Source organism: Pandoraea sp. NPDC090278 (assembly GCF_044772185.1).
Taxonomy (GTDB): Bacteria; Pseudomonadota; Gammaproteobacteria; order Burkholderiales; family Burkholderiaceae; genus Pandoraea.
In genome coordinates, this window is sequence record NZ_JBIVYJ010000002.1 from 103,747 (window position 1) to 125,151 (window position 21,405).

The 21,405-nt window shown below is 62.7% G+C and carries 19 protein-coding genes; 12 read left to right on the plus strand and 7 right to left on the minus strand.

What is annotated here, in order from left to right; genetic code table 11:
- Window positions 1-176 precede the first annotated feature (176 nt).
- The 4 genes from ACIQWO_RS08905 to ACIQWO_RS08920 all read right to left on the minus strand — a co-directional run bounded on the left by ACIQWO_RS08905 (window position 177) and on the right by ACIQWO_RS08920 (window position 4,206).
- Window positions 177-971, minus strand: a complete 795-nt coding sequence (locus ACIQWO_RS08905) for an ABC transporter ATP-binding protein (RefSeq protein ID WP_150810041.1) — start codon at window positions 969-971, stop codon at window positions 177-179.
- A 2-nt stretch (window positions 972-973) separates the two neighbouring features.
- Window positions 974-1,882, minus strand: a complete 909-nt coding sequence (locus tag ACIQWO_RS08910; protein ID WP_402822167.1) for an ABC transporter permease — start codon at window positions 1,880-1,882, stop codon at window positions 974-976.
- Window positions 1,883-2,164: 282 nt separating this feature from the next.
- Complete coding sequence (locus ACIQWO_RS08915) at window positions 2,165-3,151, minus strand: ABC transporter substrate-binding protein (RefSeq protein ID WP_402822170.1); 987 nt, start codon at window positions 3,149-3,151, stop codon at window positions 2,165-2,167.
- A 428-nt stretch (window positions 3,152-3,579) separates the two neighbouring features.
- The gene (locus ACIQWO_RS08920; protein ID WP_402822173.1) at window positions 3,580-4,206 is read right to left on the minus strand and encodes a septal ring lytic transglycosylase RlpA family protein; all 627 of its coding nucleotides are present in this window, start codon (window positions 4,204-4,206) and stop codon (window positions 3,580-3,582) included.
- Window positions 4,207-4,409: 203 nt separating this feature from the next.
- Between ACIQWO_RS08920 and ACIQWO_RS08925 the strand changes: the two genes are divergently transcribed.
- Together ACIQWO_RS08925 and ACIQWO_RS08930 are read left to right on the plus strand one after the other, a co-directional pair.
- Window positions 4,410-5,066, plus strand: coding sequence for an MBL fold metallo-hydrolase (locus tag ACIQWO_RS08925; RefSeq protein ID WP_150578007.1), 657 nt, complete (start codon window positions 4,410-4,412; stop codon window positions 5,064-5,066).
- Window positions 5,067-5,074: 8 nt separating this feature from the next.
- Window positions 5,075-5,857: an exonuclease gene (locus tag ACIQWO_RS08930; protein WP_402822177.1), complete on the plus strand. Its 783-nt coding sequence runs from the start codon at window positions 5,075-5,077 to the stop codon at window positions 5,855-5,857.
- A 63-nt stretch (window positions 5,858-5,920) separates the two neighbouring features.
- On the opposite strand, the gene arsC is transcribed toward ACIQWO_RS08930, so the two are convergent.
- The gene (arsC, locus tag ACIQWO_RS08935) at window positions 5,921-6,271 is read right to left on the minus strand and encodes an arsenate reductase (glutaredoxin) (RefSeq protein WP_402822180.1); all 351 of its coding nucleotides are present in this window, start codon (window positions 6,269-6,271) and stop codon (window positions 5,921-5,923) included.
- Window positions 6,272-6,529: 258 nt separating this feature from the next.
- Here arsC and ACIQWO_RS08940 point away from each other — a divergent pair, with 258 nt between their 5' ends.
- Entirely contained in the window at window positions 6,530-7,342 is an 813-nt protein-coding gene (locus ACIQWO_RS08940) for a leucine-rich repeat domain-containing protein (RefSeq protein ID WP_402822183.1), read from the plus strand.
- On the opposite strand, the gene ACIQWO_RS08945 is transcribed toward ACIQWO_RS08940, so the two are convergent.
- Entirely contained in the window at window positions 7,268-8,749 is a 1,482-nt protein-coding gene (locus ACIQWO_RS08945; RefSeq protein ID WP_402822186.1) for a hypothetical protein, read from the minus strand. The two genes, ACIQWO_RS08940 and ACIQWO_RS08945, sit on opposite strands and share 75 nt — an antisense overlap.
- A gap of 589 nt (window positions 8,750-9,338) precedes the next feature.
- Here ACIQWO_RS08945 and ACIQWO_RS08950 point away from each other — a divergent pair.
- From ACIQWO_RS08950 to ACIQWO_RS08970, 5 genes are all read left to right on the plus strand, one after another.
- Window positions 9,339-10,586: a dienelactone hydrolase family protein gene (locus ACIQWO_RS08950; RefSeq protein ID WP_402822189.1), complete on the plus strand. Its 1,248-nt coding sequence runs from the start codon at window positions 9,339-9,341 to the stop codon at window positions 10,584-10,586.
- Window positions 10,587-10,710: 124 nt separating this feature from the next.
- Window positions 10,711-11,241: an energy transducer TonB gene (locus tag ACIQWO_RS08955; protein ID WP_402822192.1), complete on the plus strand. Its 531-nt coding sequence runs from the start codon at window positions 10,711-10,713 to the stop codon at window positions 11,239-11,241.
- Between the two features lie 57 nt (window positions 11,242-11,298).
- A complete protein-coding gene (otnI, locus tag ACIQWO_RS08960; RefSeq protein ID WP_402822195.1) occupies window positions 11,299-12,093 on the plus strand; it encodes a 2-oxo-tetronate isomerase in 795 nt (264 codons plus the stop codon).
- A gap of 630 nt (window positions 12,094-12,723) precedes the next feature.
- On the plus strand, window positions 12,724-13,173 hold the full coding sequence (locus tag ACIQWO_RS08965) for a CoA-binding protein (RefSeq protein WP_402822198.1): 450 nt from the start codon (window positions 12,724-12,726) through the stop codon (window positions 13,171-13,173).
- 112 nt (window positions 13,174-13,285) lie between these two features.
- Entirely contained in the window at window positions 13,286-14,224 is a 939-nt protein-coding gene (locus tag ACIQWO_RS08970) for an alpha/beta hydrolase (protein ID WP_402822201.1), read from the plus strand.
- A gap of 173 nt (window positions 14,225-14,397) precedes the next feature.
- On the opposite strand, the gene ACIQWO_RS08975 is transcribed toward ACIQWO_RS08970, so the two are convergent.
- Window positions 14,398-15,225 (minus strand): transporter substrate-binding domain-containing protein, encoded by an 828-nt coding sequence (locus ACIQWO_RS08975; protein ID WP_402823866.1) that lies wholly within the window; start codon window positions 15,223-15,225, stop codon window positions 14,398-14,400.
- 264 nt (window positions 15,226-15,489) lie between these two features.
- Here ACIQWO_RS08975 and hemE point away from each other — a divergent pair, with 264 nt between their 5' ends.
- The 4 genes from hemE (at window position 15,490) to ACIQWO_RS08995 (ending at window position 21,310) form a co-directional block, all read left to right on the plus strand.
- Complete coding sequence (gene hemE, locus ACIQWO_RS08980) at window positions 15,490-16,560, plus strand: uroporphyrinogen decarboxylase (RefSeq protein ID WP_402822204.1); 1,071 nt, start codon at window positions 15,490-15,492, stop codon at window positions 16,558-16,560.
- A 395-nt stretch (window positions 16,561-16,955) separates the two neighbouring features.
- A complete protein-coding gene (locus ACIQWO_RS08985; RefSeq protein WP_402822207.1) occupies window positions 16,956-19,448 on the plus strand; it encodes a primosomal protein N' in 2,493 nt (830 codons plus the stop codon).
- A gap of 141 nt (window positions 19,449-19,589) precedes the next feature.
- A complete protein-coding gene (locus ACIQWO_RS08990; protein WP_402822210.1) occupies window positions 19,590-20,927 on the plus strand; it encodes a molybdopterin-dependent oxidoreductase in 1,338 nt (445 codons plus the stop codon).
- Between the two features lie 14 nt (window positions 20,928-20,941).
- The gene (locus ACIQWO_RS08995; RefSeq protein ID WP_402822213.1) at window positions 20,942-21,310 is read left to right on the plus strand and encodes a sulfite:cytochrome C oxidoreductase subunit B; all 369 of its coding nucleotides are present in this window, start codon (window positions 20,942-20,944) and stop codon (window positions 21,308-21,310) included.
- Window positions 21,311-21,405 lie beyond the last annotated feature (95 nt).

Below are 21,405 nucleotides of genomic sequence, written 5' to 3' on the forward strand. Positions count from 1 at the left end.
AAAATCCAAATTCGAAAGCCAGGATTTTTTTGCGAATGCGTTAGCGCGTCTTTCAGTATCTGTCTCCCGTTCGGAAATTGCCCGATTTGAATGGGGATTTGGCGCAAATATGAAATTGCGCAGGCACAAAAAAACCCCCGGTTGGACCGGGGGTTTTCTCTCGTCTCAGACGCCGTTCAACTCAGCAACAGCGCATCGTCGTCGAGTTGCTCGCCGCGCGTGCGTTCGAACATTTGCAGCAGATCCGGCACGTCCAGTCCCTTGCGTTCTTCGCCCGAAACATCGAGAACGACCTTGCCCTGATGCAGCATCACGGTCCGCTCGCCGTAGTCGAGGGCCTGACGCATGCTGTGCGTGACCATCATCGCCGTGAGCTTGCTCTCCTGCACGATGCGCGCCGTCAGTTCCAGCACGAACGCCGCCGTCTTCGGATCGAGTGCGGCCGTGTGCTCGTCGAGCAGCAAAATGCGCGACGGTTGCAGCGACGCCATCAGCAGACTCACGGCCTGACGCTGACCACCCGAGAGCAACCCGATACGGTCCGACAGACGATTTTCCAACCCGAGGTTCAGCAGGCTGAGCTTTTCGCGGAAGCGCTCGCGCAGATCCTTGTTCAGGGCGATGCGAAAGCCACGACGCTCGCCGCGCTTCACGGCCAGCGCCATGTTTTCCTCGATGGTCAACGCTTCGCACGTACCTGCCATCGGATCCTGGAACACACGCGCCACCTGATTCGCGCGCTGATACGCGGTCTTCTTGGTGACGTCGCTGCCATCGATGGAAATCGTGCCCGAATCCACCGACAGGTCACCACTGATCGCGTTCAGGAACGTCGACTTGCCTGCACCGTTCGAGCCGATCACGGTGACGAACTGGCCCGTCGGAATATCGAGCGACATGCCGCGCAGCGCGCGATTTTCGATGGGCGTGCCCGGGTTGAAAGTGATCTTGAGGTCTTTTGCGCTCAGCATGATCAGGCACCTCCGTTCTTGCGCGGGAACAGCTTGCGACGCGTCGCAGGCAGCACGAGTGCCACCGCCACGAGCAAGGCCGTCACCAGGTTGAGGTCCTGCGCCTTCAGACCGATGAAATCGCTATTGAGTGCGAGTGCGATGAAGAAGCGGTACAGCACGGCCCCGACGACCACGGCCAGCGTGGTGAGGATGAGGCGTCGCGCCGGCAGAATCGTCTCGCCGATGATCACCGCCGCCAGACCGATCACGATGGTACCGATCCCCATCGAGATGTCAGCGCCGCCCTGCGACTGTGCGAACAACGCGCCCGCAAGCGCCACAAGAGAGTTCGACAGCGCCATGCCTGCCAGAATCTCGCGCCCGGTGTTCACACCCTGCGAACGCGCCATGCGCGGGTTCGCGCCGGTCGAACGCATCGCGAGACCTTGTTGTGACGAGAAGAAGTAATCCAGACCGAGCTTCACCACGACCACGACCACCAGCAGCAGCAACGGACGCAGCACATAGTCCGGCAGCCAGTCCGGGGCGTTCTCCGGCAGCAGCATCGTGAAGACCGTCGGCGACGTGATCAGCGGTACGTTCGGTGCGCCCATCACACGCAGATTGACCGAGTACAGCGCGATCATCATCAGGATACTGGCGAGCAGGTCCATGATCTTCAGGCGCACGTTCAGCCAGCCGGTGATGAAGCCCGCGCAAGCACCGGCCAACATCGCGACGAGCGTTGCGACAAACGGATTGGCCCCGCCCGCGATCAGAATGGCGGCCGTTGCGCCGCCAAGCGCAAAGCTGCCGTCTACGGTCAGGTCGGGGAAATTGAGGATGCGGAAGGAGATCAGCACCCCGAGCGCCACGAGACTGAAGATCAGACCGATCTCCAGTGCGCCCATCATCGAGAAAAAGGACATGTTCGTAATTCCACTGCGCAAGACGGCCCATGCCGGGTCTCGGCATCGGCGCCCGCACGGCCGAGTCGGCCAGTTCAGGTCATAGCCGGTCGTTGTGCGACCGCGTTTCGGGGGGAGCCATCTCGCCCGTTCGATAGGAAAAGAGCGGCGGGGACAGATCGTGTCCGGACGCCGCCCTGTCGCTCGCCAATGCGGCGGACGTTAGCCCGCCGCACCGGTGTCACGCATACACCACCACAGCGGGATAACCGTCGTGGTGCGCGTGAGTCGCGGGTGAGTCGCTTACTGCTTGATGACCGTCTTGGCTTCCTTCACCAGATCGTCCGACAGCTTCACGCCTTGCTTCTCGGCGGCCGCCGTGTTGACGAACAGTTCCAGATTCGAGCTGGTCTGCGAGGCAATTGCGCCCGGCTTTTCGCCCTTCAGGATACGGCCCACAACCTTGCCCGTCTGACGGCCGAGGTCATAGTAGTTGATACCCAGTGCCGCAATCGCGCCGCGCTTCACGCTGTCCGTGTCCGAAGCCACCAGCGGGATCTTGCGGTCGTTGGCCACCTTCACCAGCGACTCGTATGCCGACACGACGTTGTTGTCCGTGTTGGTATAGATCACGTCGACCTTGCCGACCAGGCTGTTCGCGGCCGAGCTGATGTCGACGGTGCGCGGTGCAGCGGCTTCGACCAGCGTCAGGCCGGCGTTCGGCAGCAGCTTCTTCAGCTCGTTGACGACCACGACCGAGTTGGCTTCGCCCGGGTTGTACACCATGCCGACCTTCTTCGCGTTCGGCACGACACGCTTGATCAGCGCGATCTGCTTGTCCAGCGGCAGCTTGTCCGACACGCCGGTCACGTTGGTGCCCGAAGCGTCCCAGCTCTTGACCAGTTGTGCGGCGACCGGATCGGTCACGCCCGAGTAGACGAGCGGCACCGACTTGGTGGCTGCGGCCACGGCTTGTGCCGTCGGCGTTGCAATGCCGATGATCGCGTCCGGCTTGTCGCCCACGAACTTACGGGCAATCTGTGCAGCCGTGCCCGTGTTGCCCTGTGCGCTTTGGTATTCCCACTTGAGGTTCTTGCCGACCTCGTAACCTTCTGCCTTGAGTTCGTCGCGCGCGCCATCACGGATGGCGTCGAGTGCGGGGTGTTCCACGATCGCCACGACGGCAACCGACTTCGTCTCCGCCGCGAATGCCGCGCCGGTCGTCCCCAACAACGTTGCGGCCACCGCGCACAGCACGGTGCGCTTGGCGTATTTGCCCATCGTCGACATCAAAACTCCTCCAGGAATGCTTCTTGATAGGTGCGCCGTGCCCGGGTCTCGGCGGGCCTCTTTCGGATGCACACAAAGCGTGCACCTGCGCGTGGGGCACAGTCTACCCACATCCCCGGCAGCGAACAACGGTTGCCAACGCAACTTCCCGGGACGCCCGTGGAGTATCGGATTGCGCCCAAACGCTGGCATTTTTATGCGGCAATCGGAAAAAAATTAGCCGATTCGGTCGCGCACCTTTCGATGCACGCACGTTCGTGCGAGGCGTTCAGCCAATGGGATTCATCGAATAGAGAAAGAATGCGGTGTGTTTCACCCGCAATGTGCGTCGTTTGCACAATAAACGCGCAGCAGACGTCCCGCTTTTTAAGACGCGTCCGAGACGAATTCGGAATGACGTTCGGGTTTGAGGGCGATAGCCAGTGGAATTACTGCGTGTTGCTCGGGGTGTTGTTCTGCGCGCTGCTGGCGTCGTCGAGGCCGAGGGCGGCGACTTCGCTGCGCGAGAGGCGGCGAATTTCGACCTTGGCGTGTCCGGCGCGAATGAAGTCGAGTTGCTTCGCCGCGCCATAGGACAGATCGATGATGCGATTGCGGGTGTACGGCCCCCGGTCGTTGATCTTCACGACCACCGTCTTGTTATTAGCGATGTTGCGCACCAGCGCGAAGCTGCCCAGCGGCAATGTCGGATGCGCGGCGGTCGGTTCGTTCATGTCGAACGCTTCGCCGGTGGCGGTGCGGCGGCCATGAAACTTCTTGCCGTACCACGATGCCATGCCCGACTGGAAGAAAGTACCGGCGTCGGCACGCAGACGCGCTTCGCCGTCGCGCTCGGGGGCATCGGGATCGCCGGGGTTGAGACCCTCGTTGCGATACGACCGGCCCGGCCATTGCAAATCGAAACTGGACCCGACGGGTGCATTGGCTTCGCGCGCACGGGCGCGCGCGCCTGTCGCCGAAGTGGCGGCAGCCGTCTGGCTGGGTGGTTCGAGCGGCGTTGTGCAGGCTGTCAACGTCAGGGCGAGTGCGCAGCAGACCGCGAACCGTGTGAGCATGTCGCGTGTTCGCATAGCCCGCAAGTCTAACACGCCACAAAAATCAACCTAACAGCGAGCGTTCACTTACGCGTTGAGACTTGTTTACAAAGCGTTACCCCGAATTGGCCGCAGCTAACGGCACAGCGCTGCGGGCGACGACACGCGTGGCCGAATACAATAGACAAAAATTGCGTCCTCCGAATTGCGTCCCCGATAGCCCAATGAACGTCACCCTGATACCTGTCACGCCCTTCCAGCAAAACTGCACCCTGCTCGTCTGCGACGCCACGAAGCGCGCTGCCGTGGTCGATCCCGGCGGCGACATCGACCGGATCGTGGGCGAGATCGAACGTCAGGGTGTGACACTTGAAAAGATCTTCCTGACGCACGGCCATCTCGATCACTGTGGCGGCTCGGGCGCACTGGCTGCCAAATACGACGTGCCCATCGAAGGCCCGCATCCGGACGACGCTTTCTGGATCGACCAGCTTGAGGCGCAAAGCGCGCGCTTCGGCTTCCCGGAGCCGGAGCCGTTCACACCCGACCGCTGGCTGGGCGACGGCGACACCGTCACCTTCGGCGACGTCACGCTCGACGTCTTCCATTGCCCGGGCCACACGCCGGGTCACGTGGTGTTCTTCTCGAAGGACGAACGACTGGCCAGCGTGGGGGACGTGCTGTTTGCCGGTTCTATCGGCCGCACCGACTTTCCGCGCGGCAACCATGCCGACCTGATCGCCTCGATTCGCGACAAACTCTGGCCGCTGGGCGACGACGTCACGTTCATTCCGGGTCACGGCCCGGTGTCGACGTTCGGTCAGGAGCGTCAGACGAACCCGTATGTCGCCGATGCCGTACTCGCCCGGAGCGCCTCATGAGCGAGGCGATGTCCCGTACTCCGTCGCGCATCATTCCTGTGGACGAGGAGATTTTCGTCAGTACCGACGTCGAGGCCGATGGCCCGATCCCGGGACCGCATTCGATGCTGAGCTTTGCGTCGGCTGCGTACACGGCCGATAAGGAACTGATCGGCACGTTCAGCGCCAATCTGGAATGTCTGCCCGACGCCAAGGGGCACCCGCTCACGATGAAGTGGTGGAAGACCGAGCCGGAAGCGTGGGCGGCCTGTCGCGTGGATCCGGAAGACCCGGCCAAGGCGCTCAAGGCTTACGTGAAGTGGGTGGAGAAGTTGCCCGGCAAGCCGGTATTCGTGGCCTATCCGGCGGGCTTCGATTTCACGTTCATGTTCTGGTACATGATGCGCTTCGTCGGCCGTTGCCCGTTCTCGTGGTCGGCGCTGGATATCAAGACGCTCGCCTTTGCGATGACGGGCATGCCGTACCGCAAGTGCATCAAACCGCGTCTGCCGCAGGTCTGGCTCGACCCGCTGCCGCACACGCACGTGGCGCTGGACGATGCGCTGGAGCAAGGCGCGCTCTTCTGCAACATGCTCGCGGAGTTGCGCGAGCAGCAGAAGACGCTAGCCGAGTTGCCCGGCTGGCGTGGCGCGGGTCTGACCGCCGATGCCGACGCGCCGGTGTTCGGCTCGGCCGCCGCGAAGGCGGCGGCGCAAGCCGAGTCAGCCGAGTCAGCCGAAACAGCGGAATCCACCGACGACGCAGAATCCCCGGCCACCGGCCCCGGCAAAGACAGCCCGGCGCATCGCTAATCTTGCGCGCGCAGGGCGGGCATCAAGTCCCTGCCCTGCTGCCCCTGTCGTTCCTGCGTTTGTTTACAGCACGCCGCTGACCAGCTCCGGCGGCCGTGCGATCACCGCTTTGTTGCCGTTCACGACGATGGGGCGCTGCAACAGCTTCGGATGCTTGGCCACAGCCGCCAGCAGCTTGTCGTCGCTCAGCGCCGTATCGGCCAATCCCAGTTCTGCGAATTCCGTCTCGTTGCTGCGAATCATCTCGCGCACGGGCACACCCAGCAGTTGATGCAGACGCTTCAGATCGGCAAGCGTCGGCGGCGTCTTCAGATACTCGATGATTTGCAGGTCGTGGCCTGCCGGGGAGCCCTCGACGAGGGCCAGCGCTTCGCGCGACTTCGAGCAGCGCGGGTTGTGATACACGGTAATCATGGTCACTCCAATGGCGTCCAAAAAGCGTCCAGCGTGGCGTCGTCGTGACGACAACGCGATCCGCGGTCCGGCTGCGAGTATGCACGATCACCTCGTGAGCCACTGATCCGTGAAGCGCGACCGCGCCATAACCGTCACCCGAATCAAGCGCCGAGATCGCCCAAATGCGCCCATTTCCCGGCGACACCACGGCGTTTACAAAAACGCCGTTCAGTCGACGCGTCATATTTGACCGCTCACCTCGAATGGAGATCCTCCTTGATCGACCCCGTTGCAGCTTCCTCGGCTTCCTCTCGTTCCTCCGATGTCGGTCACCTCGTCGTTGCCGGCCAAGCGACCGGCCGCCCCCCCCACCCAATGGCCGGACAACTCTCCAACGCCGTCAACATTACCGCCCCTCACAAACCGCAAGAAACGGCACCGTCCTTACTCGATCCAACCGGATGGGAAGCCTCCCTGTTCCTGGAGTTGCGCCCGACCCACCGACTGGACCTGACCTGGCGCGACTTCTCCTCAAGTGCGCTGACCGATGCAGAGGCTTCGCAACTGGACATTGCGGAAGTGGAGTTTCTCAACTTCCGGAATAACCGACTGACCGGTTTCGTTCAGGGCCCGGCTACCGCAGGCGCCATCGGCATCAACCTCTCGAACAATGCCGTGACGACGCTAGCCTTTCCCAATAGCGGCCTGCCCAGACTATGCGCACTGAATATCTCGGGGAATCCGCTCGACGCACTTCCCGAGAGGTGCGCCGAGGGCATGCCGCATCTCGTGCGTCTGCACGCCTGGCAATGCGGACTGGTGACGTTACCTGAAGACTTCGATCGACTGACCCGCCTGAGAGCGGTCAATCTGTCGGGCAATCGATTGACTTCGTTGCCCCCCCTGCCTCCGAATCTGCGGGAACTACACTTGTCCGGTAACGCCTTTCACGACATCCCGTCATCGCTGACGGGTCTGCATCCCGGTTGCCACGTCTACATGAACGACAACCCGTTATGCAGCGAGGCGATAGCCGGGTGGCACGCCAGACCCGGCCCTAAGCCGATCCTCCATGTCTCCACCACCTGAGCGCCCGCCGCCGGACGCCTCACGGCCCTCGGCGGCGTTCATCGCATTCAAGTAAGCGCTGAAGGTCTCGCGAATGTCCGGACAAAGTCTTTCGACTGCCGCTGCAACACGTCCATAGATCTGCTTACGGGCATTCGCTTTCACGTCGACGGAAAACGTCTCGCCATCGGCGAGTGCAAAACTGAGCGGCAGAACCTCGACAAACGTGTGATATCCGCCGAAGTTCATGAACGACGCAATGCCCAGCGCGGCGGCTTCCACCATATCTCGCTTGCCGCTCAATGACTCACCTTCCAGATATGTCAGTGCGTAAAGCGTTTCGAACGTACTGGCCGAGTGCGCGCATGCCACCGGCATGCCCGCGTCGCGACTCTGCCTTCCATACGAACCCATCACGATCCATCGATTGATGGCATTGCCGTGTGTGAGCTCATGCGATGCCAGCGCAGGAATCAGGCGTGCCCTGAACGGTTCTGGCATGCGTGCATAGCCATCGTCGGTCAGCACCCCTGGGCGTCCCATCTGCCGGATGGGCTCATGAACGCGAGCCATCGCCATTCGCCCCATCGCCCGCACCTGCGCGTCATGCCGTGCACTTCCTGCCTGCGTCACAAAACTCGGTGCCGCATAGACACGGCCCGTCCCGGCGTTGTGGGTACGACCGTCGACACGCGTCGCACCGGTCGTCAGATCGACGCCGCTTTCATCGCGAACCACCGGACGCCGTTCCCATCGATCCCGTGTCTGGGGCGAGTCGAAGGCGGCATGCCGCAATGAGCCCATCATCTCGTTGTGCAGGCTCTGAACCGCGCCTGCATCCATGTCCATCAGGCGGGCGATGGATTGAAGGTTTTGCGCGCCGGCGTCGGCATCCGTGATGAGGTCGTACAGCAGCGTGCCGAAGCTACTCAGCAACCAAATCTGAGTCAGCATGTTTCGCCATTGGCCGTCACCCGGCGTATTCGCATCACGTTGCAGCGCCGATTCGACCCACGTCCAACCCGATGGCTTCGCGCCGGTCATCCAGTTGTCGTTGAGCTCCATCGCCGCGCATCGGCCGATCTGATCGCCGTCGGGCGCGACCTTCTTGAGCATCTTGCTATCGAACAATTGACGCCACGAGTACGTTTGTCCCTCAAGCGCCAGCGCAAGGCTAGAGAACTTGCCGTCGTTGTACACCGACGCAAGCACCCGATGAAGCGCCCGCGACTTGTCGCTCAGCACATTGCCCACCGCGCCCGGGCAATCCAGAATCGCCAGCGAAACACCGGTCTCGAAACATGTCGCCGCGATGGGATTCAGCACGGTGTCGTGCAACACGGGAAGCGCGTTGAGCACGTGAGACGAGGCCAGATCGCCGGCCAGCGGCACAACAAGTCGCAAACGGGGCTGAGTGACAGCGCACAAGGCACTCGCCAGTTCTGCAGCACCGGAGGCGATAAGCGGCGGCTTGGGTCGGACGGCGGCAGGCAAATGGTGAAGCACTGTGCGTTGATTGGCTGCAGAGTACGCCGGCGGGTCCGACTTCGTGCGACCTCGCTGCGTTACGCCCGACAGGTCCGACGTAAAGCCACGGTGGATGTTGGTGTCGATAAGCGCGGATAGGACGGGCGCAGCTCGGGTTAGGTCACTCGCTGGAAGGTAGGTGAGATTTGGCATGGGATTTCAACGTCGTTCAATTTCAAATGGGAATGCACGAATGCCGCACCGCCCGCCGTGAGTAGCAGTTGGGCGGAGCGACATCCGACCAGGAGATGTCTCGCTTGCGAGAACCGGATCATTAGAGGCGAGGCGCTCGATAAGTGCCGCTGCGCTACGCGGTTTGGGTCACGGCAATCGTCGCGGAGCTTCTCTTGTCCCCCTCGGGCGCGATATCGATAGTCCCGCGCCCTATTTGAAAGCTCACCACCTGGATTGCGGAATGCGGCATCCCGATTCACAATCGGTCGGTCAGATCACGACATGGCTATCCGCACACCTTTCGGAGGACGACCACATGGCAGGACGCTTCATCAGCATCAAGTCACGCGACGGCAAGACCTTTCAGGCCTATCTGGCGACGCCCGATAACAAGGGGGCTAGCGGAGGCAAAGGTCCGGGACTGGTGTTGTGTCAGGAAATCTTCGGGGTGAACGCCTACATCCGAGAGCTCGCCGACCGTTACGCCGAAGAGGGTTATGTCGTGCTGGCCCCCGATCTGTTCTGGCGCATCGAGCCGGGCATCGAACTCGGGTATTCGTCCAGTGACTGGCAGCGCGCGTTCGCGTTGTTCCAGAGCTTCGACGTCGATCTCGGGATGGAAGACGTAGGTGCCACCGTCGACACGCTGCGGGCGCTGCCCGAATGCGTCGGTGGCGTGGGTGTGGTCGGGTACTGCCTGGGAGGCAAGCTCGCCGCGCTGTCCGTGACGCGAACCAGCGCGGACGTCGCGGTCGGGTACTACGGCGTTGGGCTGGAGCAGCATGTCGAAGAACTCGCGGGCGAGCATCCTCCCCTTGTATTGCACATCGCAGAACTCGACAAATACGCGCCCGCAGAAGTGCGCGCCGCGCTGACCGAATGCCTCGGCAAGCACCCCAACGTCACCCTCTACAGCTATCCGGACGCCGATCATGCGTTCGCGCGTCCCGGCGACCACTTCAACCGTGCGGCCACGCAACTTGCACATCAACGCACTATCGCCGCGATCCGCAACGTCGTTGGACCGCACTTCGACTTCGCGACGCTGTGGGAAACGCATTGCGCGTACGAGTTCGCCATTCGCGAGATCGACCCGCTCATGAAGACCATGGTGGCGGAGCCTTACGTCAATCACATTCCGACGATGACCGGCGGCGTGGGACATCAGCAACTGGCGCACTTCTACCGGAATCACTTCGTCAACAGCAATCCGCCCGATACCAAATTGATTCCGATCTCACGGACCATCGGCGCGACGCAGCTAGTCGACGAACTGCTGTTTTGCTTCACGCATACGACACCGGTTGACTGGATGCTGCCGGGGGTCGAGCCGACGGGACGCCGGGTCGAGATTCCGCTGGTCGCCATAGTGAGATTCCGGGGAGACAAACTGGAGCACGAACACATATATTGGGATCAGGCGAGCGTGCTGGTGCAGATCGGTCTGCTCGACCCGAAGGGGTTGCCGGTCGCGGGCGTGGAGACCGCGCGCAAGTTGCAGGACGAGAATCTGGCGTCCAACGCGCTGATGCCGAACTGGTCGTTCGGCACACGCGCCCAGTAACTTCGGTAGCCTCGGTAGTTCTGAACGGTATCCCGCCTGCGCCATGCGGGGGGCGCGGATACCGTTCGTACAGCACCGGTAGTCAAAACAAGAAAAGTGTCGCGATCGTTGCGGGAGACAAGTCATGAATACGCAACTTTCCCGGTACGGGCAATTGCCGCGCACCGCTCGCATCACTTGCACCGCCGTTCTCGGCGGGTCCGTCGCCGTTGCCTGCGCTCTGCTGGTGACAGGCTGTGCCAACCCGGACTTCGAGCCCAAGAAGCCGCTCATCCTGAACTTTCCGTCGGGTCAGGCCCCGCTCACGGGTCTCGATCAATACAAGATCGCGGCGGCCCGACGCATCGCCGAAGTCAACGCGCGCGAAATCACGCCCGGCAACCCGCAGCCGATGTTGCGCTCCGTGGTGTCGCTCGAATACTGGGTGGATCGCAATGGCAACGTGACCGGCGTGGCGCTCTATCGCAGCAACGACGATCACGAAGCCGAGCGCATTGCCATTGCGAGCCTGCGACGGGCGAGTCCGCTCCCGGCACCGAGTCGGGCGCTGGTCGACAGCAGCGGTCGTGTGCGTGCCGTCGAGACGTGGCTCTTCAATAACGACGGACGGTTTCAGTTGCGCAGCGTGGCGGCGCCTCAGATCGACGGGCAGTGATATCGTGGGAGGCATCCGCCCACCCTGCCCCGCCCGTAGTTGGCGACGGAGACTCCCATGCCGCGATTTGCTGCGAACCTCACCCTGCTCTATCAGGAAGTGCCGTTTCTCGACCGTTTTCGCGAGGCGGCGAGCGATGGCTTCCGGGGCGTCGAATTTCTGTTTCCGTACGAGCATCCGGCGCAGGAAATCCGGACCCGTCTGAACGACACCGACCTCACGCAGGTGTTATTCAATGCGCCGGCGGGCGACTGGGCTGCTGGTGAGCGCGGCCTCGCGGCGCTACCCGGACGCGAAGCGCAGTTTCGCGACGGCATCGAACTCGCCCTCGACTATGCCGATGCGCTCGGCTGCCGTCAGTTGCACGTCATGGCAGGCTGCCCCGATGCCACCGAGTCCCCCGAACGTTGCCGGGCCACGTTTCTGGAGAACCTTGCGTATGCGACGGGGCAGGCGGCGGCGCATGGCGTCACCGTCATGATCGAACCGATCAATCCGCGCGACTTTCCGCGCTATTTCCTGACGCGTCAGGATCAGGCGCACGCCATCCGCTCGGAGGTCGGCGCAGGCAATCTCAAAGTTCAGTTCGACGCTTACCACTGTCAGATCGTCGAAGGCGATCTGGCCATGAAGCTGCGTCAGTACATCGCCAACATTGGCCATGTGCAGGTCGCCGGGGTGCCTGCACGGCACGAACCCGACACGGGCGAGGTGAACTACCCGTTCCTGTTCCGGTTGCTGGATGAGTTGGGATACGCGGGATGGGTGGGGTGCGAGTACCGTCCGCAGGGCGAGACCCGTGCGGGACTGGGCTGGCTCAAGCCGTGGCTCAGAGCGACTGCGTCACGCTGAGAACGTTTTACGCAATCGTGAATCGATTTCCGAAAAATAAATCGGATGTCGAAACAATCGCATGGGAACGTCGGGAACCGTCGGAGAAAGTCTTAGGAAAGATGTAGGACGAAACAGGCAAAAAAAATGGCGGGACACACGGGCCCGCCAAAACCACACGCTACGGGGTTAGCGCGAGGAGACCAGATTCGGAGCACTGCATCGAACCACTTGCAATTCGCGCCGGGGGACGCCTCTTGCCGATACAGTCGCGCTGCTGTGTTACCGGGGGATAAGCACTTCAGCGTTGAGATGCATTGTGGTGGAAAGGTTTGGTCGGAGGGGTAACAAAGTGTTTCAGGTTGTAACACCTTGAGCGTTACACCGTCGCAACGACACCCCTGAAAGCCTTATCCGGCAAGGACTTCAGAAGTGACACAAATTACCCATGTTGGTTCGTCATCCTGAATAACTCGCCGGATAAAGCATCTCGTCGTCACCTCGTCGACCTCTCGGAATGCATCCGCATTCAAGCCCGACGATCATCCGTTATTGCGCTTCTCGGGCTTACCTCCGTGAGGTTTCATGTCTCGCACGCCGTCGGTTGCAATGTGCTACTTTCAAACTTTGTGCGTGGCAACAAAGTGAGCAATGGAAACCATTGAACGACTGGGGCAGATTCTGGCGCGGGATCAGGTGATCGCTGTCGTGGGGTTATCGCCGCGGCCGGACCGGCCGAGTTTCACCACATCGCGCTATATGCAGCAGCACGGCTACCGGATCGTGCCGGTCAATCCGCAGGCGGCGGATTCGGGCGAAACGATACTGGGCGAAACCGTTTACGCGAGCTTGAGCGAGGCGGCGGACGCCTTGCGGGCCGAGGGTGTGCGCATCCAGATGGTCGACTGTTTTCGGCGCAGTGCGGACATTCCGCCTATCGCGCAGGAAGCCGTGGACATCGGCGCGACGAGTCTGTGGATGCAGTTGGGCATCGAGAACGACGACGCCGCTGCCGTCGCACTGGCGGCGGGACTGGATGTCGTGATGGACCGCTGTGTGAAGATCGAACATCAACGTTGGCTGATGCAGGGCGGTGGTTAGCCGAGTCAGCCAAAGCAGGTCGGCGACCGACGAAACGTCGCATCGCCACGTCCCGAAAAACAAGAAATTCCGACGTCCTTCGCTCCTCCTAAAACGCCAACCAATTGCTGCCATGACCATCGATGCCGATTTGCTCGCCTACTACGACCTGATGGCGCGTAAGTACCCCACCCCTGAAAACGCGCCTGCACCGACGCCGCAGGAAGTCCGGGCCAAATTCGCGACCGTCGCGATCGAGGCCTTGCGTCCGTTACCGGCGGGTTTGCGCAGCGAGACGTTCGACATTCCATTGCCGGGTCGCAACCTGCGCGCGCGCCTGTATCGCCCCGTGGGTCGCACCGTCCCGCTGGTGGTGTACTTCCACGGGGGTGGCTGGGTTGTCGGCGACGTCGACACGCATGGCACCGTGGCGGCCCTGCTCGCGCAGGATGCTGACGTGGCGGTGTTGAGCGTCGACTACCGTCTGGCGCCGGAGCATCCGTTCCCGACGCCTGTCGACGATGCGCGAGAGGCGCTTGCCTGGGCGGCGGAGCAGCGAGCGCGACTGGGTGTGAGTCTTGACCGTCTGGCTGTCGCAGGCGACAGCGCGGGGGGTCATCTGGCGGCACAGGCGGCAGCGTGGTTCAACGACAAGCATCCCGGAATGGTCGGCGCACAGTTGCTCATTTATCCCGTGGTGCAGTATCGGTTCGACACGCCGAGTTACGAGCGTTTGGCGGACGGTGTGGGTTTGACGCGTGACGAGATGCGTTGGTACTGGAAGGAATTTCTGGGTGATGTGGAACCGGCGGAGAGCGATGTTCGGGTGAATTTGATGGCGGAGGCGCCGCGTCATCCGTTGCCGAACAGCTTGGTGATTGCGGCGGAGTATGACCCGTTACATGACGAGGCGGTGGAATATGCGCAGTTCGTCGCAAGGACGGGCGCGAGGGCGGAGATCATTGAAGCTGCGGGCCTCACACACAGTTTTGCGAGATTGCAGCCGTTTGTGCCGCAGGCGAGGATGGTGATGCACGACGCCGCGCAGCGACTAAGAGAGTGGTTGGGATAAAAGTAAAAGCGGCAGGGCCAGAAGACCGAGGGGTTTTCCGGCCCTGGGCAAAGCAGGCCGGAACAAGGGGGGCGCTCACCGCAGTGACTTAAAGGTAGTGGAACGGAGGGGAGCGCCCCCCTTGTTTCGGTGTCGCTGCGGAGTGGGGAGGGTGAGGCGTAGGCCTTACCGACTCACTTCAGCCATTTATCGACAACGGCTTGGTACTCACCGGTTTTCTGGGCGAGGTTGAGCCACTGATCGACGTAGTGCTTAAAGACATCATCGCCACGGGGAAGAAGGTAGGCCTTCTCGCCAAACTGAAGCGGCTTATCGGGATTGACTGGGCACAAAGCGGGATTGAGCTTGTGCTGGAGCAGCGTCTCGGAGGAGTCCGTGACCATGACGTCGGCTTTCCCATCTGCGATCTGCTGGAAGATCGTGACGTTATCCGGGTAGATGGTGAGGGTGGCGTTGGGGAGATACTGACGGGCGAAGCGTTCGTTGGTGCCGCCGGGGTTGGCGATGGCGCGCGTGCTGGGTTTGTTCAGATCGGCGAGCGTTTGGTACTTCGCTACGTCGGCACAGCGGACGATCGGCGACTTCCCGTCGATCATGACCACCTTGCTGTAATAGGCGCGTGCGGCGCGATCAAGCGTCACAGAGATGCCACCGACGGCGATATCGCACTTCCCGGCGGTGAAATCGTCCATCAGTGCCTTCCACGTCGTGGGAACGATCACCGGCTTCACGCCGAGCGACTTCGCCAGCGAGGCGACCAGATCCACGTCGATGCCTTCGAACTGACCGTCCGGGCGGCGGAACGAATAGGGTTTGTAGTCGCCTGTCGCGCAAGCGCGCAGGGTGCCCGACTTCACGATGTCGTCGAGCCGGGAGTGGATGGCGGAAGTCTGGGGCGCGGCGGACTGCGCCTGAGCGAGGGTGGCTGTGGTGATACCGGTGGCGAAGGTGACGGCGAGCGCCGTCCCTGCCATGAAGGCCGCGCGGGCGGCCGTCTTCATGACTGTCATGCTTGTCTCCGTATTGTTTTACTGGCGTTGTGACGCACAAGTTTCCCGCGCCGTCTGTGGCGGCGCGTGGGCCTCCCATACTAAGGGTTCGGGCGCGACGCCGCCAAGCCGCGCAAAAAAATGACCGGGATGACACACGTCCTGCGCGAGCGCCTCGAGCACTTATCTGCGGCATAACAGCCCGGCCCGCGACCAGCCCCCGGATACCCGAGTAAAATGGCCGCTTGCCCAAAACCAACCGACCCTCCCTGCGACGTGTCCCAAGCTCTGCAAAACGATACTTTCCTGCGCGCCCTGCTGCGCCAGCCGACCGAGTACACGCCGATCTGGCTGATGCGTCAGGCGGGCCGGTACCTGCCCGAATACAACGCGACCCGCGCCAAGGCTGGCAGCTTCCTGGCGCTGGCCAAGAACCCCGCGTACGCCACCGAAGTCACGCTTCAGCCGCTTGAGCGCTTCCCGCTCGACGCCGCGATTCTGTTCTCGGACATCCTCACCATCCCCGACGCCATGGGCCTCGGCCTGTCGTTCGAGGCAGGCGAAGGCCCGCGCTTCGCGCATCCGCTGCGCACCGAAGACGACGTGCGCCGCCTTCAGGCCCCGGATCTGGACAGCCTGCGCTACGTGTTCGACGCAGTCAGCGAAATCCGCCGCGCCCTGAACGGTCGCGTGCCGCTCATCGGCTTCTCGGGCAGCCCGTGGACCCTCGCGTGCTACATGGTCGAAGGGCAAGGCTCCGCCGACTTCCGCACCGTCAAGACGATGATGTACGAGCGTCCCGATCTGATGACGCACATCCTCGAGACCAACGCGCGCGCCGTCGCCGCCTATCTCAACGCCCAGATCGAAGCGGGTGCACAAGCCATCATGGTGTTCGACACCTGGGGCGGCGCGCTGGCCGACGGCCTGTATCAGCGCTTCTCTCTCGCCTATATGAAGAAGGCGCTCGAAGGCGTGCACCGCGAATGGAACGGCGTGCGTATTCCGCACATCGTCTTCACCAAGGGCGGCGGCCAGTGGCTCGAAGCCATCGCCGACACCGGCCCGGATGCCATCGGTCTGGACTGGACCGTCGATCTGGCGGCGGCCCGTCGTCGCGTGGGCGAGCGTTGTGCACTGCAAGGCAATTTCGACCCCACCGCCCTGTTCGCCGCGCCCGAAGCCATCCGCACCGAAGTGCGCCGACTGCTCGACGCGTACGGCAATGCACCAGGCCATGTCTTCAATCTCGGACACGGCATCTCGCAATTCACCAACCCCGAGCACGTTGCGGCGCTCGTGGACGAGGTACACAGCTACAGCCGGAAGGTGCGTCAGACAGCGTGATCAAAAATACGCGCAAGCGAGGACGCGGGTTCGCGGGGCATTTCGCCCTGCAAACCCAACCGCCGTTTCAAGTGGGGAATGTCAAGGGAAAAGCGGTCGAATAACCCCTCCAATTTGCGGAGTTGTCCCGAAGACTTATGCACAAATTCTCGCTGCGCCGCCGCAAGTGAGAGACGTCGATAAGGCACCGTCGACGTCATTCATAAGCTATTGATCAAAAAGCAATTTTGATTCAAGCAAAGTCGGGATGCCCAGCGGTGCGAGGGCCGCGCAGCGAGGCTGACGAGCCATAATCCCCACAGTTCTCAACATAGTTATCCACAAGCGTTTCGAAGCTGCCGGAAAGCCGACTCAAATCCGGGGTTTACCGAGACTTCTCAGGATTCACTTTAAGTTTGACCCGCGCCGACGACCTTTCCGAACCGAGCGTCGCATCGCACGACGATGCCCTTGCTCCGGCGGCCCCGCCCCGTGCGGGTACGCCCGCCATCGCTCGCGTTGCGCTCGATACGCCGCTGATCACGCTGTTCGATTACCGTCTGGATCAGGCGGCAAGCCCCGGCCAGCTGGTGCAGGTTCCGTTCGGACGACGACAGGTTGTGGGCGTTGTCTGGGAATTGACGCAGCGCAGCGAAGTTCCGCCTGCGAAGCTGCGCGAAGTGACATCTGTCTGGCACGAATTGCCACCGCTCGGCGACGACTGGCGCGACCTGATGCAGTTCGCGTCGCGTTACTACCAGCGCGGTATCGGGGAAGTCGCCCTGCCCGCGATCCCCGGCCACCTACGCACGCCGATGCGCTGGCCGCGTCTGCTCGCGCAGCGCGGGGTGCAACGTTTCAGGATCGCCGACGGCGCGCTGTCCACACTGATGGAGAACGTCCCGGCGCGACTGCGCGCTCAGCGACGCCTCGCCGAAGGGCTTGCGCAGGCGGGCACGCTCGATGCCGACGAAGCGAAGGCGTTGTGCTCCAAGGCGGCGGACGTGCTCAAGCAGTGGGCTGCCGCCGGATGGGTCGTCGTCGAGACCGTGCCGTTCCATGAAACGGTGCGCGCTGTTGAGGATGCTGACGATACAGAGGATGACGCACCTACCGACATCGGTGACGCGTCGTCCGCCGCCCTCGCCGATGTGCTGGACGATGACACCGACAGCGCCAGCCCACTCGGCACGAAGACACTTACCGTCGGACAGGCGGACGCAGTCGGTGCCATCCACGACGCCCTGATCGCTGCTGGCGCGCAGCGTCTGGATAAGACGCCGACCACCGGCGACACGCCCGATACACCAGATACCCACGCGTGCGCGCCCTTTCTGCTCTATGGCGTCACCGGTAGCGGTAAGACCGAAGTCTATTTGCGCGCCGTCGCCGAAGCCTTGCATACGCGGGACGTGCGCGATGCCCAGGTGCTCGTTCTCGTCCCGGAAATTAACCTGACGCCGCAACTCGAAGGCGTGTTCCGCGCGCGCTTCCCCGACGAGACGCTCGTCACCCTGCACAGCGGTCTGGCCGAGGGCGAGCGCGCCCGGCACTGGCTCGCCGCCCATCGTGGCGAAGCGCGCATCGTGCTGGGCACGCGTCTGGCGGTGATGGCCTCGTTGCCCCACCTACGACTGATCGTCGTCGACGAAGAACACGATCCGTCCTACAAACAGCAGGAAGGCCTCCGGTACTCCGCACGCGACCTCGCCATCTGGCGGGCGAACCGCCTGCGTATTCCTGTGGTGCTCGGCTCAGCCACGCCGTCGCTCGACAGTTGGAACCGTGCTGAGCAAGGCCGCTACGTGCGTCTGGCCATGCCCGAGCGCGCCACCCCCGACGCCGTGCTGCCGCGCGTGTCGCTCATCGACATGGAGATCGAGTGCAAGCGTCAGCGTGTCGTCCACGAAGGGCTGTCGCAGCCACTGCTCGCGGCCGTCCGTGCGCGACTGGAAGCGGGCGAGCAAAGTCTGTTGTTCCTCAATCGTCGCGGTTACGCGCCCGTGCTCAACTGCGACGCCTGCGGATGGATCAGCGACTGCCGCCGATGCAGCGCGCACATGGTGCTGCACAAACCCGAGCGACGCCTGCGTTGCCACCATTGCGGGGCCGAATCGCGCATCCCCCACGCCTGCCCCGACTGCGGCAACCTCGATCTGGCACCGCTCGGACGCGGCACGCAACGGATCGAAGAAGCGCTCGCCGAACACTTCCCCGACGCGCGGCTAGCGCGGATCGACGCCGACAGCACGCGCCGCAAGGGCAGCGCACAGGCCCTGTTCGCGCAGGTGCATGCGGGCGAGGTCGACATTCTGATCGGCACGCAGATGGTGGCCAAAGGACACGATTTCCGTAACGTCACGCTGGTGGGTGTCGTCAACGCGGACAGCGCCCTCTTCTCCCATGACTTCCGCGCGGCCGAACGTCTCTTCGCCCAGTTGATGCAGGTGGCGGGCCGTGCCGGACGCGCCGCGCGGGCCGATGGTCCCGGCGATGTGCTGATTCAGACGCGCTACGCGTCGCACCCGCTTTTCGCGTCGCTCATGCGCCACGACTACGCGGGCTTTGCCGCGCAGCAACTCGAAGAACGCCGCGTCGCACTGTTGCCGCCCTACACCCATCAGGCACTCCTGCGCGCCGAAGCCCGCAAGCTCGATGACGCCATGACGTTCCTCAAACAGGCCCGCGAAATCGCCGCCACCCCGGCGCTGAACGACCCGCGCATCTCCCTGTGGGACCCCGTCCCCATGACGATGGTCCGCATCGCGGGCACCGACCGGGCGCAACTTGTGGTCGAGAGCCCTCACCGAGGCGCGCTCCAGCGCTTCCTCACCCAATGGATGAGCGAGTTGCGTGCGCTGAAAGCGCCCGTTCGCTGGCATCTCGAAGTCGATCCACTCGAAATATAAACCGGTATATAACGTTCCGGAAATTTGACAACATTGGAAGAATCTCCGACGATGCGGCCATAAGAAGAACGCTGCACGTCGAACGGTTCACGTCATTTGCACTGCATTTGAACGATAAGAAGTCCCTACAGGAGACATCCGATGAAGTCGCACGACCGGAGCGCCGCCCCCACGGCGCCGCAAGCCGCATCCCCTCTCGTTCCTCCCGAATACGCCTTCTCCGAGTCACCGGCCGAGTCCGCTGTGGCCGAGGTGTCGCGCCGTCGATTTTTGCGACGTGCCGGTGCGCTCGGTGTCGGCGCGAGCCTCGCGGGCCGCGCGCTCGATGTGCTCGCCGCCACGACAGCACCGCAGACGGTGACGCTGCCGTTTGCGAACGGCGAGCGCGAGCTTGTCGCGTATCCGCAGAAGCGTCCGCTGATCCGGCTGACCGCACGTCCGCCGCAACTGGAAACGCCGTTCGAAGTGTTCAACGACGGCCTGATCACGCCGAACGACGCGTTCTTCGTGCGCTATCACCTGGCCGGTATTCCGACCGACATCGATCCGGCCAAGCATCGGATTCGCGTCGGCGGCAGCGTCGCGAAGCCGCTCGACATCTCGCTGGCGTCGCTCAAGAAGGATTTCGGCGCACCGGTCGAACTCGTGGCCGTGCATCAGTGCTCAGGCAACAGCCGGGGGTTCTTCGAGCCTCGCGTGGGCGGTGGCCAGATCGCCAACGGTGCGATGGGCAACGCGCGCTGGCGTGGCATCCCACTCAAGCGCATTCTTGAGCGCGCGGGCGTTTCCGCCGACGCGAAGCAAGTGACGTTCGAAGGCCTCGACCGCCCGATCGTCCCGGCGACGCCCGAGTTCGTGAAGGCGCTCGACCTCGATCACGCGATGGACGGCGAAGTGATGGTCGCGTTCGCGATGAACGGCAAAGACCTGCCGATGCTCAACGGCTTTCCGGTGCGACTCATCGTGCCGGGGTACTACGGCACTTACTGGGTCAAACATCTAGCGGACATCAACGTCGTGGACAAAGTGTTCGACGGCTTCTGGATGGCCACGGCGTACCGCATTCCCGACAACGACTGCAACTGTGTAGAACCGGGCAAGGCGCCAGAGAAGACCAAACCGATCGGACGCTTCACCGTCCGCTCCTTCGTCACCAGTCACACCGACGGCCAGCAAGTGGCGGCGGGCAAACCGATGCGCGTGCGCGGCATTGCGTTCGACGGCGGCGAAGGCATTCGCGAAGTGCAGTTCTCGACCGACGGCGGCCAGACATGGCAGGCCGCGAAACTCGGTAACGAGCTGTCGAAGTACTCCTTCCGCGAATGGACGGCGTCGTTCACGCCGCCGCAAGCCGGTGAGTATGTTCTGAAAGTTCGGGCGACGAACCGCGCAGGGGTTACGCAACCGCTGCAATCGTTGTGGAATCCGGCTGGCTATCTGCGCAACGGGGTGGAAACCGTGCGCGTAGTCGCGGCTTAAGGCGGGGGACGATCATGAACTTCTCGAAACTGATGCGCAGCACCGCCCTCCTGTCCGGCCTCTACGGTCTTTATGGTCTTTATGGTCTGTTCGGTGTCGTCGGCCTGACGGCCACAGTCCCTGCCCATGCCCTCGACATCAAATTGCCGCAGGAAACGTCGCAACTTAAAGCGTCGACGCTCGCGGGTCATCAGGCGGCCAGCGCGTGGTGCGTGATGTGCCACTCCATCGACTACATCAACTCGCAGCCGCCCATGCCGTCTGCGTTCTGGCATGCCGAAGTGACCAAGATGGTGAAAGTCTACGGCGCGCCGATTCCCGAAGATCAGGTCAAGCTGATCTCCGAGTATCTGGGCAAGACTTACGGCACCGACAAGAAGTAACTCGCCGTCGGTTAACCTGTGAGCAGCACTGGGGTGCAACCCTAATTTTGACTCTGGTTGCACCTCTTTCGAAACCCGGTTACGATGCCGCCATT

What these genes read in the sequence shown, in the direction of transcription:
- ACIQWO_RS08995 (WP_402822213.1), top strand. Translation starts at nt 20,942, where the DNA reads ATGAACTTCTCGAAACTGATGCGCAGCACCGCCCTCCTGTCCGGCCTC.
- ACIQWO_RS08905 (WP_150810041.1), bottom strand. Translation starts at nt 971, where the DNA reads ATGCTGAGCGCAAAAGACCTCAAGATCACTTTCAACCCGGGCACGCCC.
- ACIQWO_RS08990 (WP_402822210.1), top strand. Translation starts at nt 19,590, where the DNA reads ATGAAGTCGCACGACCGGAGCGCCGCCCCCACGGCGCCGCAAGCCGCA.
- ACIQWO_RS08910 (WP_402822167.1), bottom strand. Translation starts at nt 1,882, where the DNA reads ATGTCCTTTTTCTCGATGATGGGCGCACTGGAGATCGGTCTGATCTTC.
- ACIQWO_RS08965 (WP_402822198.1), top strand. Translation starts at nt 12,724, where the DNA reads ATGGAAACCATTGAACGACTGGGGCAGATTCTGGCGCGGGATCAGGTG.
- ACIQWO_RS08915 (WP_402822170.1), bottom strand. Translation starts at nt 3,151, where the DNA reads ATGTCGACGATGGGCAAATACGCCAAGCGCACCGTGCTGTGCGCGGTG.
- ACIQWO_RS08920 (WP_402822173.1), bottom strand. Translation starts at nt 4,206, where the DNA reads ATGCTCACACGGTTCGCGGTCTGCTGCGCACTCGCCCTGACGTTGACA.
- arsC (WP_402822180.1), bottom strand. Translation starts at nt 6,271, where the DNA reads ATGATTACCGTGTATCACAACCCGCGCTGCTCGAAGTCGCGCGAAGCG.
- ACIQWO_RS08930 (WP_402822177.1), top strand. Translation starts at nt 5,075, where the DNA reads ATGTCCCGTACTCCGTCGCGCATCATTCCTGTGGACGAGGAGATTTTC.
- ACIQWO_RS08925 (WP_150578007.1), top strand. Translation starts at nt 4,410, where the DNA reads ATGAACGTCACCCTGATACCTGTCACGCCCTTCCAGCAAAACTGCACC.
- ACIQWO_RS08975 (WP_402823866.1), bottom strand. Translation starts at nt 15,225, where the DNA reads ATGAAGACGGCCGCCCGCGCGGCCTTCATGGCAGGGACGGCGCTCGCC.
- otnI (WP_402822195.1), top strand. Translation starts at nt 11,299, where the DNA reads ATGCCGCGATTTGCTGCGAACCTCACCCTGCTCTATCAGGAAGTGCCG.
- ACIQWO_RS08970 (WP_402822201.1), top strand. Translation starts at nt 13,286, where the DNA reads ATGACCATCGATGCCGATTTGCTCGCCTACTACGACCTGATGGCGCGT.
- ACIQWO_RS08955 (WP_402822192.1), top strand. Translation starts at nt 10,711, where the DNA reads ATGAATACGCAACTTTCCCGGTACGGGCAATTGCCGCGCACCGCTCGC.
- ACIQWO_RS08950 (WP_402822189.1), top strand. Translation starts at nt 9,339, where the DNA reads ATGGCAGGACGCTTCATCAGCATCAAGTCACGCGACGGCAAGACCTTT.